The 18,108-nt window shown below is 57.6% G+C and carries 17 protein-coding genes; 13 read left to right on the forward strand and 4 right to left on the reverse strand.

Translation table 11 applies throughout. The features are described from left to right. Window positions 1-44: 44 nt before the first annotated feature. The 3 genes from PL263_RS17210 to PL263_RS17220 form a co-directional block, all read right to left on the reverse strand. Window positions 45-3,644, reverse strand: coding sequence for an FAD-dependent oxidoreductase (locus PL263_RS17210; RefSeq protein WP_278210517.1), 3,600 nt, complete (start codon window positions 3,642-3,644; stop codon window positions 45-47). A 54-nt stretch (window positions 3,645-3,698) separates the two neighbouring features. After that, window positions 3,699-4,628: a protein translocase subunit SecF gene (secF, locus tag PL263_RS17215; RefSeq protein WP_278210518.1), complete on the reverse strand. Its 930-nt coding sequence runs from the start codon at window positions 4,626-4,628 to the stop codon at window positions 3,699-3,701. 101 nt (window positions 4,629-4,729) lie between these two features. Continuing rightward, complete coding sequence (locus PL263_RS17220) at window positions 4,730-6,187, reverse strand: potassium transporter TrkG (protein WP_278210519.1); 1,458 nt, start codon at window positions 6,185-6,187, stop codon at window positions 4,730-4,732. Window positions 6,188-6,476: 289 nt separating this feature from the next. Between PL263_RS17220 and PL263_RS17225 the strand changes: the two genes are divergently transcribed. Beyond that, window positions 6,477-7,001, forward strand: coding sequence for a phosphatase PAP2 family protein (locus PL263_RS17225; protein ID WP_140911384.1), 525 nt, complete (start codon window positions 6,477-6,479; stop codon window positions 6,999-7,001). Then, window positions 6,998-8,038 (forward strand): MJ1255/VC2487 family glycosyltransferase, encoded by a 1,041-nt coding sequence (locus PL263_RS17230; RefSeq protein ID WP_278210520.1) that lies wholly within the window; start codon window positions 6,998-7,000, stop codon window positions 8,036-8,038. Before PL263_RS17225 ends, PL263_RS17230 begins: the two co-directional genes overlap by 4 nt. A 15-nt stretch (window positions 8,039-8,053) precedes the next feature. On the opposite strand, the gene PL263_RS17235 is transcribed toward PL263_RS17230, so the two are convergent. Next, the gene (locus tag PL263_RS17235) at window positions 8,054-9,076 is read right to left on the reverse strand and encodes a hypothetical protein (RefSeq protein WP_278210521.1); all 1,023 of its coding nucleotides are present in this window, start codon (window positions 9,074-9,076) and stop codon (window positions 8,054-8,056) included. Between the two features lie 174 nt (window positions 9,077-9,250). On the opposite strand from PL263_RS17235, the gene gcvH reads away from it, so the two are divergent. The 11 genes from gcvH (at window position 9,251) to PL263_RS17290 (ending at window position 18,103) form a co-directional block, all read left to right on the forward strand. Then, a complete protein-coding gene (gene gcvH / locus PL263_RS17240) occupies window positions 9,251-9,634 on the forward strand; it encodes a glycine cleavage system protein GcvH (protein ID WP_140914378.1) in 384 nt (127 codons plus the stop codon). A 9-nt stretch (window positions 9,635-9,643) separates the two neighbouring features. After that, the gene (locus PL263_RS17245; RefSeq protein WP_140914379.1) at window positions 9,644-10,003 is read left to right on the forward strand and encodes a diacylglycerol kinase; all 360 of its coding nucleotides are present in this window, start codon (window positions 9,644-9,646) and stop codon (window positions 10,001-10,003) included. A 100-nt stretch (window positions 10,004-10,103) separates the two neighbouring features. Further along, on the forward strand, window positions 10,104-11,036 hold the full coding sequence (locus PL263_RS17250) for a carbohydrate kinase family protein (RefSeq protein WP_278210522.1): 933 nt from the start codon (window positions 10,104-10,106) through the stop codon (window positions 11,034-11,036). Beyond that, window positions 11,033-11,848, forward strand: a complete 816-nt coding sequence (gene mazG, locus PL263_RS17255; RefSeq protein WP_278210523.1) for a nucleoside triphosphate pyrophosphohydrolase — start codon at window positions 11,033-11,035, stop codon at window positions 11,846-11,848. The genes PL263_RS17250 and mazG overlap by 4 nt, the downstream gene beginning before the upstream one ends. A gap of 160 nt (window positions 11,849-12,008) precedes the next feature. Next, window positions 12,009-12,434, forward strand: coding sequence for a hypothetical protein (locus PL263_RS17260; RefSeq protein ID WP_278210524.1), 426 nt, complete (start codon window positions 12,009-12,011; stop codon window positions 12,432-12,434). A 108-nt stretch (window positions 12,435-12,542) separates the two neighbouring features. Then, entirely contained in the window at window positions 12,543-13,061 is a 519-nt protein-coding gene (locus PL263_RS17265) for a hypothetical protein (protein ID WP_278210525.1), read from the forward strand. 48 nt (window positions 13,062-13,109) lie between these two features. Beyond that, window positions 13,110-15,476: a phosphoketolase family protein gene (locus PL263_RS17270; protein ID WP_278210526.1), complete on the forward strand. Its 2,367-nt coding sequence runs from the start codon at window positions 13,110-13,112 to the stop codon at window positions 15,474-15,476. Between the two features lie 123 nt (window positions 15,477-15,599). After that, window positions 15,600-15,935: a UPF0175 family protein gene (locus PL263_RS17275; RefSeq protein ID WP_186289697.1), complete on the forward strand. Its 336-nt coding sequence runs from the start codon at window positions 15,600-15,602 to the stop codon at window positions 15,933-15,935. Beyond that, window positions 15,923-16,405, forward strand: coding sequence for a DUF3368 domain-containing protein (locus PL263_RS17280; protein ID WP_140914386.1), 483 nt, complete (start codon window positions 15,923-15,925; stop codon window positions 16,403-16,405). Before PL263_RS17275 ends, PL263_RS17280 begins: the two co-directional genes overlap by 13 nt. A gap of 173 nt (window positions 16,406-16,578) precedes the next feature. Then, complete coding sequence (locus tag PL263_RS17285; RefSeq protein WP_278210527.1) at window positions 16,579-16,842, forward strand: AAA family ATPase; 264 nt, start codon at window positions 16,579-16,581, stop codon at window positions 16,840-16,842. Beyond that, on the forward strand, window positions 16,733-18,103 hold the full coding sequence (locus PL263_RS17290; protein ID WP_278210528.1) for an AAA family ATPase: 1,371 nt from the start codon (window positions 16,733-16,735) through the stop codon (window positions 18,101-18,103). The genes PL263_RS17285 and PL263_RS17290 overlap by 110 nt, the downstream gene beginning before the upstream one ends. Window positions 18,104-18,108 lie beyond the last annotated feature (5 nt).

Below are 18,108 nucleotides of genomic sequence, written 5' to 3' on the forward strand. Positions count from 1 at the left end.
CGTTTCCAGCCGAAACCGGAAATGCGGGTGGATGTTGTGAAGGTTTAATTACCCGCTGTTTCCAGCAGATACGTCAACCACAACGACGAGAGTTTTTCCTGCACGGTATTTTGCCGCAAGCGGGCGTTCAAATTCGGAAAGTCCACGTAATCCAAGGCTTGGTCCTGGTTGTAGCAGGAGTACATGAAGCTTTCCTCGCCGGTTTCCGGATCGACATGCTTGCATAAGCATTGCGCGCAGACCCCTTTCATCATGCACTGCATGGGCGAGTTGATCGAGCCGACCGCTTCGTGGCCGGCCTTCAAATACGGTTTCAGCGCCGCGAAGCGGGCTGCCTTAACCGCTGCCATCATCCGGTCGGAGCCGATTACGATCAGATGGTCCACGTCCTGCAATTTCAGCGTGGTCTCGCCCAGGTGGCCCTCGGCGTAGGCGACCATCGCTTCGACGATGTTGCCGACGAAGGTTTTATCCTGCGGCCTTGTGACCGGGATGGCGTCGTTGCCGGGTATGTTGTCGACGGCCCAGACGATGACGTCGGAGGCTTCCTCGATTTCCGGTACCTTGAACAAGTCGATCCGGTTGCGGTAGCCGGCGAAATACAACACTTTGTTGCCGGCGGCGCGCATGGCTTTGCCGATCGAGAACAATACCGCGTTGCCCAAGCCGCCGCCCAACAGCAACACGGTCTTGCCGGTCGGGATTTCGGTCGGGGCGCCGGTGACGCCCATCAATACCAGCGGATCGCCGGGCTTCCAGGTCGCGCACAGGCGGCTGGAGCTGCCCATTTCCAATGCGATTAAGGATACCAGGCCTTTTTCCTTGTCAACCCAGGCGCCGGTCAATGCCAGGCCTTCGGCGGCGAGCGAAGTGCCTTCGATCACGGGGGCCAGCGATTCGTAATTTTGCACCCGGTAGAACTGGCCGGGTTCGAAATGTTTGGATGCCGCCGGGGCTTTGATCACGACCTCGATAATCGTTGGGGTCAGGCGGTTGACTTCGACGACGCGGGCGATGAACAACTCGTCCAATTTATCCTGCAAACCGTGCAGTTGCGCATCGCGTTGGCTTTGTTGGGCCGGATCGAGTGCAGCCAGTTCGTTGGCGAACAGCTTGACGATATAGGGGTAACCGTCTTTCGCGCTGGCCATCGCTTTAACCACGTTGCCGGCGTAAACCGGGTGGTTGTCGCCGTAGAAGGTGATGTAGCGGCCTTCGCTTTGGTAAGAGGTAAACGGCGCCGGTTTGCCGACCTTGACTTGAGCTTCGTCGGCCATCGGTGCCAGTTGAACTTTGCTGTCCAGCCAGTCAGGTTCGTGACGTTTGTAGAATTTGCCTTCCATTGCGAAGGTGCGCGGATGCTCGGACTGGTAGATCGTGTTCGGCGCAGTGCCGGCGGCAATGAACAGGCCGCGCAAGCTCACTTCGACTTCGTCGGTCTTCTTCCAACGGCCTTCCTGCTCGGTTAGTTTCTCGAAGCGAACGGCTTTTAAGTGGCCGTATTGGTCTTCGATCGCTTCCAGTGGGCTCATGCCTTCTGCCAAATAAATGCCTTCGGACAAGGCTTCGTGAATTTCTTCATGGTTTTGCCGGTAGGCTGGCGAGTCCTTGATGCCTTTGCGGTAGAACAGCGTGACGCCGCCCCATTGTTTCAGGAAAGGCAGGAAATTCGGCGTTTCGCCGGCTGCGGCAGCGCGCTCGCGTTCTTGTTCGATTACTCGGCCGTGGGCCAGGAATTCTTCCAGAATTTCCAGTTCCTCGGCGTCGTAACGGCGGCGGACTTCGGCTTCGCCGTATTTCGCCACCAGTTTCTCGTAACGGTGCAGGATTTTGCTGACCTGACCGGGGTAATACGCCAGCAGTTCGGTTGCGGTATCGATCGCGGTCAAGCCGCCGCCGATCACGCCGGCCGGCAACCGCACTTGCAGATTGGCCAGCGAGGATTCCTTGGCGGCGCCGGTCAATTGCAAGCCCATCAAAAAGTCGGAGGCCTTGCGGATGCCGCGGGTCATGTTGTTTTTCAGGTCGATGATGGTCGGCTTGCCGGCGCCGCTGGCGATCGCAATATGGTCGAAACCCAGTTCCCAGGCTTCTTCAATCGTAATGGTGCCGCCGAAGCGAATGCCGCCATAGCATTTGAAAGCGTTGCGGCGCAGCAGGGTCAGGTAAATCACTTTTAGGAAGTTTTTATCCCAGCGCACGGTAATGCCATATTCGGCGACGCCGCCGAAACCGAGCATGACCCGCTTGTCCAGGTCTTCGTACAAATCCTTGAAATCGATGATCGGCATGGGCGGATTGTTACGGTCGCCGGTCAAATGCAGCGGCAACGGCTCGATTTTCAATGCATCGATACCGACGACGCCGAAGCCTTCGTTCAACAGGTAATGTGCCAGGGTGTAACCGGCCGGGCCCATGCCGGCGACCAGCACGTTTTTGCCGTTATAGGGCAATGCCACAGAACGTTTGACGTTGAGCGGGTTCCAGCGGGTCAGCAGACTGTAAATCTCGAAGCCCCAAGGCATGAACAGCACGTCGGTCAGCACGTTGGTTTCGATCTGCGGAATGTTGACCGACTCGGTTTTTTGATAAATACAGCCGCGCATGCAGTCGTTGCAAATCCGGTGGCCGGTGCCGGGGCACATCGGATTGTCGATGATGATCATCGCCAGCGCGCCGATGTTGTCGCCTTGGCGTTTGACCACGTGCATTTCGGAAATCTTTTCTTCCAGCGGGCAGCCGGTCATCAGTGCGTTCAAATGGTTGGTTTTGAACGTGCCGTCTTTTTTGTTCTTGATGCCTTTCGAGCAGGAATCGTTGTCGCGGTCGTGGCAGTAAATGCAGTGGTCGACCTCGTACAAGGTCTGGCGCTGGTTGAAGCGCTTGTCGGTCAAAGCGAAACCGTCGCGGCGGCGATGGTGATGGTCGTCGCAAGCCCAAACGCCATAGCCATTTTGATCGACCGTTTCGTGGTCGACCAGATTTTCCAGGTTGGTTTTTGCCGGGACTTTAAAGCTCAACCATTTCGCGACCAGGCTTTGCAATTCCGGAACCTGCTTGGCAGCAAAGCTCCAGCGGCAAACCGTGTCGTAACCGGCCAGCGTTTCCGCACTGGCGTTTTCCTGTTGCGCTGCCCGCCACAGGTCGGCGCCGAGTTCGCTGACGGCCAGTTCCGGGTCGGTGTTGAACAAATCCTGTTTGCCGGCGGCGGCCAATAAAGCGTCCATTTCCGCGCGCAATGCGGCGATATCCCAGCCGTCGATGGTTTGTCCTTTGAACGATTTGGCCAGATTGCCGACAATCTCGGTGCGGTAGGTAAATACGCTGTCGAACTCGCCACGGATGTGGCTGATTTGCTTGTCGCGCACGTCTTGCACGTTGAACAGCTTGGCGACGAAGGTGCCGACCAGCGGCGCCGTTCTGACCAGTAACTCGGATATTTCTTCCGGCTTCATGCCGTCGCCGCCGCAGGCGCGGTAGGCGGCGATTTCGTCGAACAGAGCCGAGTCGTGATGCTTGACCGATTGGTCGAACACGGTCAGCAAATCGGCCAGGCGCTTGCTGTCGTAAAGGTCTTTGTATTCGAAGCCGGGGATGCCGAGTGTCAATTGGGTCAGTTCGCGAGTATTTAGCTGTTGGGTCATCAAGTTATTCCGGATATGTACGCTTGAAGTTGGAAATCAGAATTTGGCGGCCGATTAAGGCAGGTCGTCGACGACGTTGTCCTTGGCCGGCGGCATCAAGTCTTCGCGGGTCAGGCCGAGGCTCAACGCCAGCGAGCTGGCGATATAAATCGACGAATAAGTGCCCTTGACCACGCCGATCAGCATCGCGATGGCAAAGCCGTGGATGGTTTTGCCGCCCAGAAACGCCAGCGCCAGCAAGGTCAGGAATACGGTCAAAGAGGTCAGGATGGTCCGGCTCAGCGTATCGTTCAGCGCAGTGTTGACGATGTCGTGGATCGAATCTTTGATCCGGCTGGTGCGGACGGTTTCCCGGATCCGGTCGTAGACGACGATGGTATCGTTGATTGAGTAGCCGATCAGGGCCAGAATCGCCGACAGCACGGTCATGTCGAATTCCCAGCCGAATACCGAGAAAAAGCCCATCGTGATGATGGTGTCGTGGAACAGCGCGGCGATCGCGCTCAACGACAGTTTCCACTCGAAGCGGATGCTGACGTAGACCATGATGCCGATAAAGGCGAACAGCAGCGCCAAACCGCCGTCGTTGATCAGGTCTTCGCCGACCTGCGGACCGACGAACTCGACGCGGCGCAATTCGCCGGGCTGGGCTTGGCTGCTATTGGCGACTTTCAGGACTTTTTCGCTAAGTTCCTTTTGGCTGATGCTTTCCACCGGTTTCAGCCGGATCAGTACGTCCGCCGCACTGCCGAAATGCTGCAGATTGGCGTCGGCAAAGCCTTCCTGCTCCAGCGTGGCGCGCATTTTGTCCAGATCCGCGGCTTGGTTGTAATGCATTTCGTAGACGCTGCCGCCGGTGAAATCGATGCCCAGATCCAGGCCCTTGGCGAAAAACGAAATGATCGAAATCAGTAGCAGGCTGCCGGAAAAGAAAAAGGCTATTTTTCTTTTGCTGAGAAAGTCGATGTGTCGCGCGGAAGTCATGTCGAATGTTCCTGATTTTAGAATTGATGGGTTTTTGCCGGCGGCCGGAATCGCTTGGGCGCAGTTAGTGGGGCCGAAGCGGAATTAGTCGGCGAATTGTACTATTTTCTCCAGAACGTGGGTGTAAAAAGCACGATCAGCGTGAATACTTCCAGTCGTCCCAGCAGCATCGCGATCGAACAAATCCAGGTTTGAAAATCGCTGAGTACGCCGTAATTTTGGGCCGGGCCGATCACGTTCAAACCCGGTCCGGCGTTGTTGATGCAGGCAATGATGCCGCTAAGCGCCGAAATCGGGTCCAGCCCGGAAAAGATCAGCGAAAAGGTCAGTACCACGATCGAGATGAAGTACAAAAAGATGAACGCCAAAACCGCGAAAATGATCTTGTTCGCAATCGGGGTATCGCCGATCCGAATCGGATTAACCGCCCGCGGATGCAGGATGCTGAACATTTCCCGGCCGGCCTGCTTCCAGAGTAGCAATGTGCGGAACATTTTGATGCCGCCGCCGGTAGAGCCGGTGCAGGCGGTGATGCAACTCAGATACAACATCCACCACGGCACGAACGGCGGCCAGCGGTCGTAGTCTGCGCTCATGAAGCCGCAGTCGGTCGCAATCGAGACCAGATTGAACGCGACATGGCGCAGGCTTTCGAACATGTCCGGATAAGTACCGAAATGCCACAAGTAGCCGGCGCACAGCAGAATGCTGCCGGAGACCACGCCCAGCATCGGAATCGCTTCCGGATCGAGCAGGTAAGGTTTCAGGCTGAATTGGTGTATGACTGTGTAATGCGTGGCGAAATTGATGGCTGAAATCAGCATAAACACGATCAACACAAATTCGATCGCCGGGGAATCGTAATAACTGATGCTGGCGTCGTGGGTCGAGAATCCCCCCAGGCCCAGTGTCGAGAACGCGTGGCAGAGCGAATCGAACCAGCCCATGCCGGCCAGTTTCAGGCTCAACGTGCATAACACCGTGGCGCCGGCATACACCAGCCACAGCAAACGGGCGGTTTCGGTGATGCGCGGCGTGATTTTGCTGTCCTTGACCGGGCCGGCGATTTCGGCCTTGTACAACTGCATGCCCCCAACGCCCAGCAGCGGCAGAATCGCCACGGCCAACACGATGATGCCCAGGCCGCCGATCCAGTTCAATTCATGCCGCCACAGGTTCAATGACGGCGCCAACTGATCCAGACCCACCAGCACGGTGGCGCCGGTCGTGGTGAAGCCGGAGACGCATTCGAAAAATGCATCGGTAAACGACAATCCGGGAATGCCCCAGATCAACGGCAAGGTTGCCGCCGAAGACATCAAAATCCAGAACGAAGCCACCAGCAGATAGCCGTCGCGGGTTTTGACGTCGCCGCGAAAGCGCATGGTCAGGCCCGAGAGCAGGCTGCCGACGCCAATATTCAAAGACATGCCGTTGACGAAATGTTCGGCCATGCCGTCGTCGAAATATAAAGACGTCGCAATCGGCAAGATATAAGTCAAACCGAATACCATCAGAATCAGGCCGAGCACAAAGCCAAGGGTGCAAAAACGTCGCATGTTTGTCGTCTGAATCGATCCGAGAGGAGGGTTGCCGTAAAGGGAACGCGCGGGCCGGGAGCTCAGGGCCTGCCGCCAGGTGAGTCGGGCGCGCCGCAGCCGGCAATTGTAACAAACAATCCGGAATTTGGCCTTGTCACAAAACCTTAAACAAAGCGTCATCCGCTTGTCACAAAGCGCCCCTAATCTGGCCGTGCAGTCAAGGATTGTTGAAGGTAAGGAAAATCCAAGATTTTGAGTTTGCGCGACAGTCGCGGCCGACGCGCGCAACAAACGGGAGGGCTAAGCCATGAAGCTAATTTATTCCATCCACAAATACGACGTGACGATGTTCACCTGGGTTAACGGCGTGGCGATTCGGGCCAGTCTAATGCCGGCTTGCCGGGGTATTTCCCGTACCGCCGACGGCTTGCTGTATGTGCTGGCGGCCGCTTGGCTGTATTGGGATCGCGGCGGCCAGGACGGGTTGTTGCAAGCCATGGTTTTGGCGTTTTTGATCGAAAGACCGGTGTATTTCGCGCTGAAGAAAGGTTTCAAACGTAACCGTCCGCAGCAAGCGCTGAGCAATTTTACTAGTGCGATCAAGCCGGCCGACCAGTTCAGCTTTCCGTCCGGCCACACTTCGGCGGCGTTCATGGTGGCAACCCTGTTCGGCTATTGCCTGCCGGCGTTGGCGACGGTTTTGTATTGCTGGGCGGCGGCGGTCGGCTTTTCCAGAGTCGTGCTGGGGGTGCATTTTCCGACCGACACGCTGATGGGGATGGTGCTGGGTGTCGGCATCGCAATTTTTAGTCTCAACTACGTTCTATCATGAAAATTTTTTACGGTGTGCAGGGCACGGGTAACGGCCACATTACCCGGGCGCGGGTAATGGCGAAGGAATTATACGCGGCCGGTTGCGAAGTGGACTTTCAGTTCAGCGGTCGCCCGGCGGACAAGTATTTCGACATGGAGGTCTTTAACGGTTACCAAGTCAAAACCGGGTTGACCTTCAACACCCACAAAGGTCAGGTCAGCTACTTTAAAACCGCATTGGAGGCCAGTCCGATCCGGTTCGTGCGGGATATCGGCAGCCTGGACTTGAGCGCTTATGATCTGGTGATCAGTGATTTCGAACCGGTCACGGCCTGGGCCGCGAAACGGCAGCAGAAACAAGTGTTAGGCATCGGTCATCAATATGCATTCGGTCACAAGATTCCGCGTGCCGGCGGCGATCCGATCGCCGAGCGGGTCATGAAATATTTCGCGCCGGCCGATATTGGTATCGGCCTGCATTGGCATCATTTCGGCCAGCCGATTCTGCCGCCAATCATCGAGACGCCGGAGTTGCCGCCGCAGGTTCAGGTCAACAAAATCGTGGTGTATCTGCCGTTCGAAGACGGCGAGGAAGTGGTCAGATTGTTGTGTCCGTTCGAAAATTTCGAGTTCCACGTCTATTCGCCGCAACCGGTGGCGTCCAAATACTCGCACGTGCAATGCAAACCGCTGTCGCGCGACGGCTTTCAGCGTGACTTGTACGATTGTGCCGGTATTATCAGCAACGCCGGTTTCGAACTGGCCAGCGAGTCATTGCAGTTGGGCAAGAAAATTCTGGTCAAGCCGTTACACGCGCAGATGGAACAAATCTCCAATGCCGAGGCACTGAAACAACTGGGTTACGGCCACACCATGTTCGACCTGGATCCGCAAGCGATTGAGGATTGGCTGCACAACCCGCATAGCGTGCGGGTGACTTACCCCAACGTGGCCAAGAGCATCGTGCAATGGATCACCTGCGGCATGCCGCAGATCGATACCGAGTTCGTCGAGCGGGTCTGGGAATCGGTTGAAGTATTACAGATCAAGCATTAGGTCGGCGCTCGGCCGCTAATCGTTATCCTCTTCCGGAATCTGCGCTTTCAGCATTTGCGACAACAGCGTTTGCGCGCCGCTGGTGACGATTTCTTCGCCCGGATGTAAACCTTCGGCGACGAAATAATGTCCGCCGTTGACGGAATAGGTGGCCAGTGGCCGGCGGTTGAAATGGGTCGCATCGGTTTTGACGAATACCCAGGCTTGACCCGTGTGCCAAACCACTGCCGATTGCGGCAGGTCTACGCCGGTTTCGCCGGCCGGACCGCTGGGCAACCAGGCCGTGACGTGGGTGCCCAACGGCCAGCGGCATTGGCCGCACTTGAAAAAATAGCGCTGACCCAGCGTAACCGGATCGGCTAACGGCGCGGCCGAGACCAGCTCGGCACTGAGCGCGGACTGGCGTTGTCCGGCCGGATCGACTTGAATCCGGACCACGCCGGGTTCCAGACGGCTGCCGGCCGGCAGTGTGATTTGCAGCAGTTGCGCCCGGTGTTCGAGCAGTTCGGCGGCGACTTTGTGCTGCGGGTGGGTGAACCACTCGGTCAGTGTGTCGCCCCAAGTCAAACGACTGTTGGCGGCGATTAGTTGCTGTTGGTAACTGTTGGCGGTCAGATTGGCTTGGTCGGCATCGCGTATCGCCTGCTGCTCCTGCAGGCGGCGAGTGGAAACGATGTCCTGGCGGTGCAGGTCGCGGGTGCGGTTTAAATTGTGTTCGGCTTCGCTGAAGCGGGAACGGGCTCCGGCCTGCTGGGCGCTCGCCGCCAGAAATTGCTGGCGCACCGCCAATAACGGTTCCGGGTTCAACACGGTGCCGTAGGCGGTGGATTCGGGTTGTCGGCGTACCGCCTGCAACGGTTGGCTGCGAATACCGGCCAGGTTTTGGGCGGTCGCATCCAGGGTCAGCGTTTCCGCCTGTACCGAGACTGTCGCCGGGGCTGTGGCGGGAGCTGCCGGCGCATCGTCGTCATCGCTCGCGGCGGCGGCCAATATGGAAAAACAGCCTAATAAGCCGGCCAGGGCATAAGCGCTAAGCATGAACTCGGTCGAAGGGTTGGGTGAACAAATCCGGCCGTCGGCGTTGGCTGCCGGCCGGGAGCGGAGTCGGCGCAGATTATAAAGTTCGCGGCGGCGGGGCCGACATTTTTTTGTTGTGTTAAAAAATTAGCCGGTTATGCTGTTTCGGATTGATTACGGCTAGAGGGACACCCCATGACAGAAGCACCAGAAAATTTGAAATACGCGCAAACCCACGAATGGGCCAAGTTGGAAGACGACAGCATTGTGCGTGTCGGTATTACCGATTTTGCCCAGTCCGAATTGGGCGATATCGTCTTCATCGGTTTGCCGGAGGTCGGTCGCGTGGTCAAAGCGCAAGAGCAATTGGCTGTGGTCGAGTCGGTCAAGACCGCATCCGATTTGTTCAGCCCGGTCGGCGGCAGTGTCGTCGCGGTCAACGAGGCGGTGCAGGACGCACCGGAACTGGTCAATGAAAATGCATACCAAACCTGGCTGTTTTGCATCCGGGCCGACGATCCTGCCGAACTGGACCAGTTGTTGGACGCGCAGGGTTACCAAGATTTTATAGAGGCATAAGAACCACCGATGGCTAACCAAAACGCAAAGGGTTTGCGGCGCTTGATCAACGCCTGTTTTTTTTCGATTGCCGGCTTCAAGGCCACTTGGCAGCATGAGGAGGCGTTTCGCCAGGAAGTGGCGTTGTTCGTTGTGACCACGCCGCTGGCCTTGTGGCTGGGGCAAACCGCGATAGAAAAGGTGTTGCTGATCGGTAGCGTAGTGTTGGTGCTGCTGGTGGAATTGTTGAATTCCGCGGTCGAAGCCGTTGTCGATCGGGTCGGTTTCGAACACCACGAATTGTCGGGCCGGGCCAAGGACATCGGTTCGGCGGCGGTGATGCTGTCTTTGATCTGGGCGGCGGCGACCTGGGGCATGATACTGCTGTAGGCGACAGGCGGTTTGGGTTGTTTCGCCTGCTATCTTGTACCCGTCAGCAACATCCGTTACCTTAGGGCCGCTAAAGTTTAGTCAAACCCAAAGGAAAACAATGAGTGCATTGATCTGTGGCTCCATGGCCTACGACACCATCATGGTGTTTCACGACAAATTCAAAAACCACATCCTGCCGGAAAAAGTCCATATCCTGAACGTGTCGTTTCTGGTGCCGGCGATGCGGCGCGAATACGGCGGTTGCGCCGGCAATATCGCCTACAATCTGAAATTGTTGCAGGAAGAGCCCTGGATCATGGCGACCGTGGGCCACGATTTCGAGCCCTATGCGCAATGGCTCAGCCAATGCGGCATCAGCAGCCGTTACATCAAGGTGCTGGACGACCATTACACCGGTCAGGCCTATATCACTACCGACCAGGACGATAACCAGATCACCGCATTCCATCCGGGAGCGATGAATTTCTCGCATTTCAACAGCGTGCCGCTGGACGCGGAAATCACGATCGGCATCGTCTCGCCGGACGGCAAGCAAGGCATGCAGGAGCACGCCGCCCAGTTCGTCGAACAGGGCATCCCGTTCATTTTCGATCCGGGCCAAGGCATGCCGATGTTCGACGGCGCGGAACTCTTGCAGTTTTTGGAACAGGCTAATTACGCCACCTTCAACGATTACGAATTCGAACTGCTGCAACAGCGTACCGGTCTGACGCCGGAACAAATCGCCGAAAAGGTCGACGCCTTGATCGTGACCTTGGGCAGTCAGGGCTCCAAAGTCTATACCCGCGGCGAGGTCATCGACATTCCGCCGGCCAATCCCAAACAAATTCTCGACCCGACCGGGTGCGGCGACGCTTACCGCGCCGGTTTGTTGTTCGGTTTGAGCAACGATTACGACTGGGATGTCACCGGCCGCATCGCCTCGCTGCTGGGCGCGATCAAGATCGAGCACAACGGCACCCAGAACCATACCTTCACGATGGCGGAATTCAAAAAACGCTATCAGGAAACCTTCGGTTCCACGTTTTGAGTCTAAGCAAAACTCAGGAATTGCTGGGCTTGATGTCCCGCTTGCGCGATCCGGAAACGGGTTGCGCCTGGGATTTGAAGCAGGATTTCCATAGCCTGATTCCGTATACCATCGAAGAAGCCTACGAGGTCGCCGACGCGATTGAGCGCAATGACTTCGAGGATTTGCGCGGCGAGCTGGGTGATCTGTTGTTGCAGGTCGTGTTTCATTCGCAAATTGCGCAGGAGCGCGGCCTGTTCGATTTCGAACAAGTCGCCGCCGCGATCGGCGAAAAACTGGTTTCCCGCCATCCGCACGTCTTCGCCGGCGTCAAATTCGACAGCGACGCGCAACGCCAGCAGGCCTGGGACGAAGCCAAAGCCGAGGAACGCAAACAAAAGCAGCCGCAACAGTCAGCCGAAAGCGTGCTGGCCGGCGTTGCCCACAGTCTGCCGGCTCTGGTGCAATGCGAGAAAATCCAGAACAGGGCGGCCAGTCACGGCTTCGACTGGCCGGATACCGAGCCGGTGTTCGAAAAAGTGCGGGAGGAATTGCGGGAGGTTCACGAAGCCTGGCAGTCCGGCGATCAGACCCATATTCACGAGGAAGTCGGCGACCTGTTGCTGGTGGCGGTCAATCTGGCCCGGCATTTGAAAGTCAATCCGGAGATTGCCTTGCGCGATGCCACCAAAAAATTTACCCGCCGTTTCAATTACATCGAAGAGGAAGTCGCAGCCTCCGGCCGGCAATTGCGCGACTGCGAGCTGGCCGAACTGGACGATTTATGGAACCAGGCCAAGCGCACCCTGAAAAAATCGCAAAGCCATGTTTGATTCGCGCCGATTCGAATTAATTAGCCTGGCTCGTAGACACTCTGTGGCCGTCATTCCCTCGAAAGCGGGAATCCAGCGCGGAGGCTGGGCTCCAGCTTTCACGGGAACCAAGATATTTAAGGGGCCGGTTAATAGTCGCTTTACGTTGCTTGCTTGTTACTTGAGTCTCCTGATCGGTTTGTCGGTCGTTAGCGGTTTGGCCCGTGCCGAATTGCTGGGCAGCATCTCCGACGACACCGCGCCGAAAGCGCAGCCGGAACTTGCGCCAGCCGGCAAAAACGACGGCCGCCGCATCGTTTATCGGGTGATCTGCTCGCCGGAAGATCAGGACTTGCCTGACTGCGACCGTGCCGCAGTCGACGAGCCCGGCAATGGGGACAGCGCGGCAAGCTTGCCGACGCCCGACCTGCCGCCGGACCGCGACGATCTGGCCGAGGCTGCCGTGCCGACCAATGCCGAGCCGGCCGCGCCGCCGTTGCCGAGCGAGACCGGTGCGCATTCCAAAAAGCGTGCGCATAGTAAATCGGCCAAAAAAGCGCAGGCTGCCTCGAAAAAAACGGCCGCCAAAACCCGGCCGCATCGATAGTGCCTTTTCCGCCTTTGGCGATTTGGGTGCCATTCCCGAAAATCCTCACGTTAACTGGGTCTTTGCGCTAGGCTTACTGAATCAGCCCGCACGCAAAAGGATACGCAGATGCAGCCCCTCAGACCGAATGTACTTGATTTCGAAGCTTCCGGCTTCGGCAACGACAGTTACCCGATTGAGGTCGGTGTGGTATTGGGCTCCGGGCAAAAGTACTGCGCCTTGATCCGGCCGGCCGGCAATTGGGTGTATTGGGACGACCAGGCCGAACAGGTGCACGGCCTGAGCCGGGACACGTTGCTGAACTATGGTAAACCGATACGGCAAGTGGCCGCCGAACTCAATGAGTTTTTAGCCGGCAGAACCGTGTATTGCGACGGTTGGGTAGTCGACAAACCCTGGCTGTCCCGCCTGTTTTACCAGTCCGGTCTGCAGCCGAGTTTTTACCTCAGCGCTCTGGAAATGATTCTGAGAGAAACCCAAATGGAAATCTGGAGCCATACCAAACGCCAAGTCATTCAGGAGTTCGCGTTGCATCGGCATCGGGCCAGCACTGACGCATTAATCATTCAGGAAACTTATGCCCGCACCCGGCAACTAAGCGATGCCGGCGGCTATGCCCCGGCCTGACCGCGACAGCGATTTGCGGCGGATTTTTAACCCAACGGTGAGGCCGCGATGAATAAGACCACTCCAGTTTCCGAGCACGAATTGCAACAGATAGACGCCTACTGGCGGGCCTGTAATTACCTGGCCGCCGGCATGATTTACCTGCGCGACAATCCGTTGCTGCGCGAACCCTTGCAGCCCGAACACATCAAACGCCGTCTGCTCGGCCATTGGGGCTCCAGCCCCGGTCTGAGTTTTGCCTATGTGCATTTGAATCGGATCATCAAACAATACGACCAGAGCGTATTGTTCATCGCCGGTCCAGGCCACGGCGCGCCCGGCGTATTGGCGCCGGCCTATCTGGAAGGCAGCTACAGCGAGATCTACCCGAATAAGGGCGAGGACGAAGAGGGCATGCGCCAGTTCTTCAAAGAGTTCTCGTTTCCGGGCGGCATTGGCAGCCATTGCACGCCGGAAACGCCGGGTTCGATCCATGAGGGCGGCGAGCTGGGTTACAGCATTTCCCACGCCTTCGGCGCAGCCTTCGACAATCCGGATTTGCTGGTCGCGGCGGTAGTCGGCGACGGCGAGGCCGAGACCGCCGCGCTGGCGACGTCCTGGCATTCCAACAAATATCTGAATCCGGCCCGCGACGGTGCGGTGTTGCCGATCCTGCATCTGAACGGTTACAAGATCAACAATCCGACCCTGTTGTCGCGTATCTCCCATCAAGAGCTGGAGGATTTGTTCAAAGGCTACGGCTGGACGCCGTATTTCGTCGAAGGCGACGAGCCGCTGGCGATGCACCGGAAAATGGCCGAGACGCTGGACGCTTGTTTACTGGAAATCCGCAAGATACAGCAGGCGGCTCGCAACGGCGACGACGTGACGCGGCCGCGCTGGCCGATGATCGTGCTGCGTTCGCCGAAAGGCTGGACTGGGCCCAAGTTCGTCGATGGTCGTAAAGTCGAAGGTTTCTGGCGCGCCCACCAGGTGCCGATGGCCTCGGTCCGGGAAAATTCGGCGCAGTTACAACAACTGGAAGACTGGCTGCGCAGCTACAAACCGGAAGAATTGTTCGACGCCGACGGCCGCTTGCTTCCCGAGCTGAAAGCCCTGGCCCCGCAAGGCCAGCGCCGGATGAGCGCGACGCCCCACGCCAACGGTGGCGTGTTGCGCCGGGAACTGCGGATGCCGGATTTTCGCGATTACGCCGCGGTCTTGCCCGGTCCCGGCAAAATCAGCGCCGAAAACACCCGGCCGCTCGGCCAGTTCCTGCGCGACATCATGGCCGACAATATGGCCAACTTCCGCGTGTTCGGCCCGGACGAGAATAGCTCCAACAAACTGGATGCGATTTACGCCGCCAGCAAGAAAACCTGGCTGGCCGACTTCCTGCCGGAAGATGCCGACGGTGGCGAGCTGTCTGTCGATGGCCGGGTCATGGAAATGCTGTCGGAACACACGCTGGAAGGCTGGCTGGAAGGCTATCTTTTAACCGGCCGCCACGGTTTTTTCTCGACTTACGAAGCTTTCGTCCACGTCATCGATTCGATGTTCAATCAGCACGCCAAATGGCTGGCGATGATGCAAGCGGTCTCCTGGCGGGCGCCGGTGTCGTCGTTGAATTTGTTGATCACCTCGACGGTCTGGCGCCAGGACCACAACGGTTTTACCCACCAGGATCCCGGTTTTCTGGACGTGGTGGTCAACAAAAGCCCGGCGGTCACCCGCATTTACTTGCCGCCGGACGTCAACTGCCTGTTGGCCGTCGCCGACCATTGCCTGCGTAGCAGCAACTACGTCAACGTCATCGTTTCCGACAAACAAAAGCACCTGCAATATCTCGATATCGAGGCGGCAATCAAACACTGCACCAAAGGCATCGGCATTTGGGACTGGGCCAGCAACGATGCCGGCGCCGAGCCGGATTTGGTGATGGCCAGCGCCGGCGACATCCCGACCAAGGAAGCACTGGCCGCGACCGTGATCCTGCGCGAACACTTTCCAGAACTGAAAGTCCGCTTCGTCAACGTCGTCGATTTGTACAAACTGACGCCGACCAGCGAGCATCCGCACGGTTTGAGCGATAAGGATTTTGACAGCCTGTTCACGCTGGACAAACCGATTCTGTTCAACTTCCACGGTTACCCGTGGCTGATCCACCGCTTGGCCTACCGCCGCACCAACCATAAAAATCTGCACGTGCGCGGCTACAAGGAAAAAGGCAGCATCAACACGCCGCTGGAGTTGGCGATTCAAAACGAAATCGACCGTTTCAGTCTGGTGATCGATGCGATCGACCGCTTGCCCGGCTTGAAAGTCGCCGGCGCCCACGTCAAGGAGAAGATGCGCGACAAGCAGATCGAATGCCGGCATTACGCCTACGAGCATGGTGTGGATTTGCCGGAGGCCGACGATTGGCTTTGGCCCTAAGGTTTCAGGACTGTAGCGAAGCATCTGCGCGTAAGCACCGAGTCTGCTTGGGTATAACCCTAAACCGAATTGCGTTGGCCCGGAGTGTGGACTACACTCCGGGTTTTAATCGGGAGTAGCGCCGTGTACGCCACCAATGTCAGGAATTTGAAAAAAAATCCGTCGGAAGCTTTGCGCCATGCCGAGCAGGAGCCGGTGTTGATTTTGAAAGGTAATCAGCCGAATGCGTTACTCTTTAATTTAAAAACGTCGCTGGGCGATATTAACGAACAGCTCAAACCCGCTTTGGCGGCGAGTTTGTTCAAGGACCGGGTGTTGTCCTTGGGCGCCGCCGCGCAAGTCAGCGGCTTGAGTTTGTCCGAGTTTATCGAGCATCTGACTCAGTTGGATATCGATTTGGTGGAGGCCGATCAGCAAACCGGCAAGGAAATGCAGACCCTGGATTCGTGGCTGTCGTAATCGCCGATGCCGGCCCGTTGATCGCGCTGGCCAAGATCGGCCAATTGCCGCTACTGCCGGCGTTGTTCCACCAAATCACCGTCACGCAAGCGGTGGCCGACGAATGCCTTTGCAATCTTACCCGGGATGGCCTGCTGATTCGGCAGGCATTGGCCACGGCTTGGGTGCAATGTGTCGCCAACCCGGAACCTAAACACAAATTATCCAAAAGCCTGGGACCGGGCGAACAGTCCAGTATCGAGTTGGCTTTACAGCGGTCGGGCAAATCACTGCTGATTTTGGATGACGGTCTGGCGCGCAAGCAGGCTTTACGCATGCATTTGGACATCGTTGGCACCGCGGCTGTATTGTTTGCGGGACAGCGTAAAGGCTTGCTCGATAACGCCGAGGCAGCGGTTACCCAGCTCAATCAAGCCGGTTACCGGATTTCCGCCAGCGTGGTTGCTGAATTAAAAAAGGGGCTGCCGTGATCGAGAGGGTTCGCTGGCCGTTTGCAGGACGTACCAGCTTTTAACTGCACTTCGCCCGGCTTTAAATCAGCATCTGCCAAGTTTTCTTTGGGATCGCCATTACCTTGTACCAACAATACTTCAACTTCAGCGAAGCGCCGTTTTCGATCTCGCCCGATCCGCATTTCATGTATATGAGCGAGCGGCATCAGGAGGGCTTGGCGCATCTGCTGTACGGCATCGACCGCGGCGGCGGCTTCGTCGCGTTGACCGGCGAGGTCGGCACCGGCAAGACCACGTTGTGCCATTGCCTGCTGCAACAATTGCCGGAAAAATATCGATATCGCCTTGATCTTGAATCCCAAGTTGAACGCCATCGAACTGTTGGCGACGATTTGCGACGAATTGGGCATAGCCCACGAGGCGATGACGGCGAAAAGCCTGATCGATGCGATTAACCGCTATCTGCTGGCGGCCTACGCCAAAGGCCGCCGCACCGTGTTGTTGATCGACGAAGCCCAAAATCTGAGCCTGGAAGTGTTGGAGCAGATTCGGCTGCTGACCAATCTGGAAACCAGCAAGGCCAAATTGCTGCAAATCATTCTGGTCGGCCAGCCGGAGCTGAACGCGATGCTGGCGCGCTGTGAGTTACGCCAGCTCAACCAGCGCATCACCGCCCGCTACCATCTGTTGCCGCTGTCGTTCGACGAAACCAAAGCTTATATTCAACACCGGTTGCGGGTTTGCCACGGCAGCCACCGCCTGTTCAGCGCCGCCGCGATTCGTCTGATCTACCGCTATTCGGCCGGCGTGCCGCGGCTGATCAATATCTTGTGCGATAGAGCCTTGCTCGGCGCCTATGCTACCAACACCGGGCGGATTACGCCGGCCATCGTTAACCGCTCGGCGCGGGAAACGCTGGGGGTAGGGCGTTGGCTGTCGCGACTTTCTGTGTCGATTGCGGCCAGCCTCGTTTTGCTGGCCGGTATGGCGGGGTTTTATGCCTGGCGTCACGGCTTGCCGGCGATACCGCCGGTAAAACCGTTAGCTATTCCAGCAGCGGCTGCGCCGCAACCGCTTGCCGCCCAACCGGAAAGTCCGGCATTTCGCGATTGGCTGGAGCACTCGGCACCGGCGTTCGAGGCCGCACTGGGCGAATTGTTGCGAGTTTGGGGCGTGCCTCTGCCGGCCGAGGGGTTGACTGACTGCCATCAGCTGGTGGCCGTATCAGGGCTGCATTGCCTGGCCGGCAAAGGCAATTGGAAGGATGTCCTCGGTCTGGATCGGCCGGTACTGCTGGAGTTTGTCGACAGCCAGGGCCGCAAGCGTTTCTTGCCGATTCAAGGTGTCGAGCAAGACCAGGCCTTGGTCCAGTCCGGCGCTACGATGCATTTTCCATTGGCGGATGTGCTGGCGGCTTGGGGCGGGAATTATCTGTTATTGTGGCGTTCGCCGCGCCTTGGCGCCGCCGATATTGGCGTGGGGCAGAAGTCGGCCGAGGTATTGTGGTTGCGGGAGAAGTTGGGGCAAGTCATGGTTTTGCCGCCGGCCGAGACCGCGCCCGATTCTTTCGATGTGACGCTAAAACAGCAGGTGATCCAATTTCAGCGCCGACAGGGTTTGGCTGCCGACGGTGTCGCCGGCGCCAAAACTTTGATCGAACTCGATAATTTAACCGGCGCCGCCGATTCGCCACATTTGCAGGCCGGCCGGCACTAGGGTTT

The organism is Methylomonas sp. EFPC3, assembly GCF_029643245.1.
GTDB classification, from domain to species: Bacteria; Pseudomonadota; Gammaproteobacteria; order Methylococcales; family Methylomonadaceae; genus Methylomonas; species Methylomonas koyamae_B.

What these genes read in the sequence shown, in the direction of transcription:
- PL263_RS17210 (WP_278210517.1), bottom strand. Translation starts at nt 3,644, where the DNA reads ATGACCCAACAGCTAAATACTCGCGAACTGACCCAATTGACACTCGGC.
- secF (WP_278210518.1), bottom strand. Translation starts at nt 4,628, where the DNA reads ATGACTTCCGCGCGACACATCGACTTTCTCAGCAAAAGAAAAATAGCC.
- PL263_RS17220 (WP_278210519.1), bottom strand. Translation starts at nt 6,187, where the DNA reads ATGCGACGTTTTTGCACCCTTGGCTTTGTGCTCGGCCTGATTCTGATG.
- PL263_RS17225 (WP_140911384.1), top strand. Translation starts at nt 6,477, where the DNA reads ATGAAGCTAATTTATTCCATCCACAAATACGACGTGACGATGTTCACC.
- PL263_RS17230 (WP_278210520.1), top strand. Translation starts at nt 6,998, where the DNA reads ATGAAAATTTTTTACGGTGTGCAGGGCACGGGTAACGGCCACATTACC.
- PL263_RS17235 (WP_278210521.1), bottom strand. Translation starts at nt 9,076, where the DNA reads ATGCTTAGCGCTTATGCCCTGGCCGGCTTATTAGGCTGTTTTTCCATA.
- gcvH (WP_140914378.1), top strand. Translation starts at nt 9,251, where the DNA reads ATGACAGAAGCACCAGAAAATTTGAAATACGCGCAAACCCACGAATGG.
- PL263_RS17245 (WP_140914379.1), top strand. Translation starts at nt 9,644, where the DNA reads ATGGCTAACCAAAACGCAAAGGGTTTGCGGCGCTTGATCAACGCCTGT.
- PL263_RS17250 (WP_278210522.1), top strand. Translation starts at nt 10,104, where the DNA reads ATGAGTGCATTGATCTGTGGCTCCATGGCCTACGACACCATCATGGTG.
- PL263_RS17265 (WP_278210525.1), top strand. Translation starts at nt 12,543, where the DNA reads ATGCAGCCCCTCAGACCGAATGTACTTGATTTCGAAGCTTCCGGCTTC.
- PL263_RS17270 (WP_278210526.1), top strand. Translation starts at nt 13,110, where the DNA reads ATGAATAAGACCACTCCAGTTTCCGAGCACGAATTGCAACAGATAGAC.
- PL263_RS17285 (WP_278210527.1), top strand. Translation starts at nt 16,579, where the DNA reads ATGAGCGAGCGGCATCAGGAGGGCTTGGCGCATCTGCTGTACGGCATC.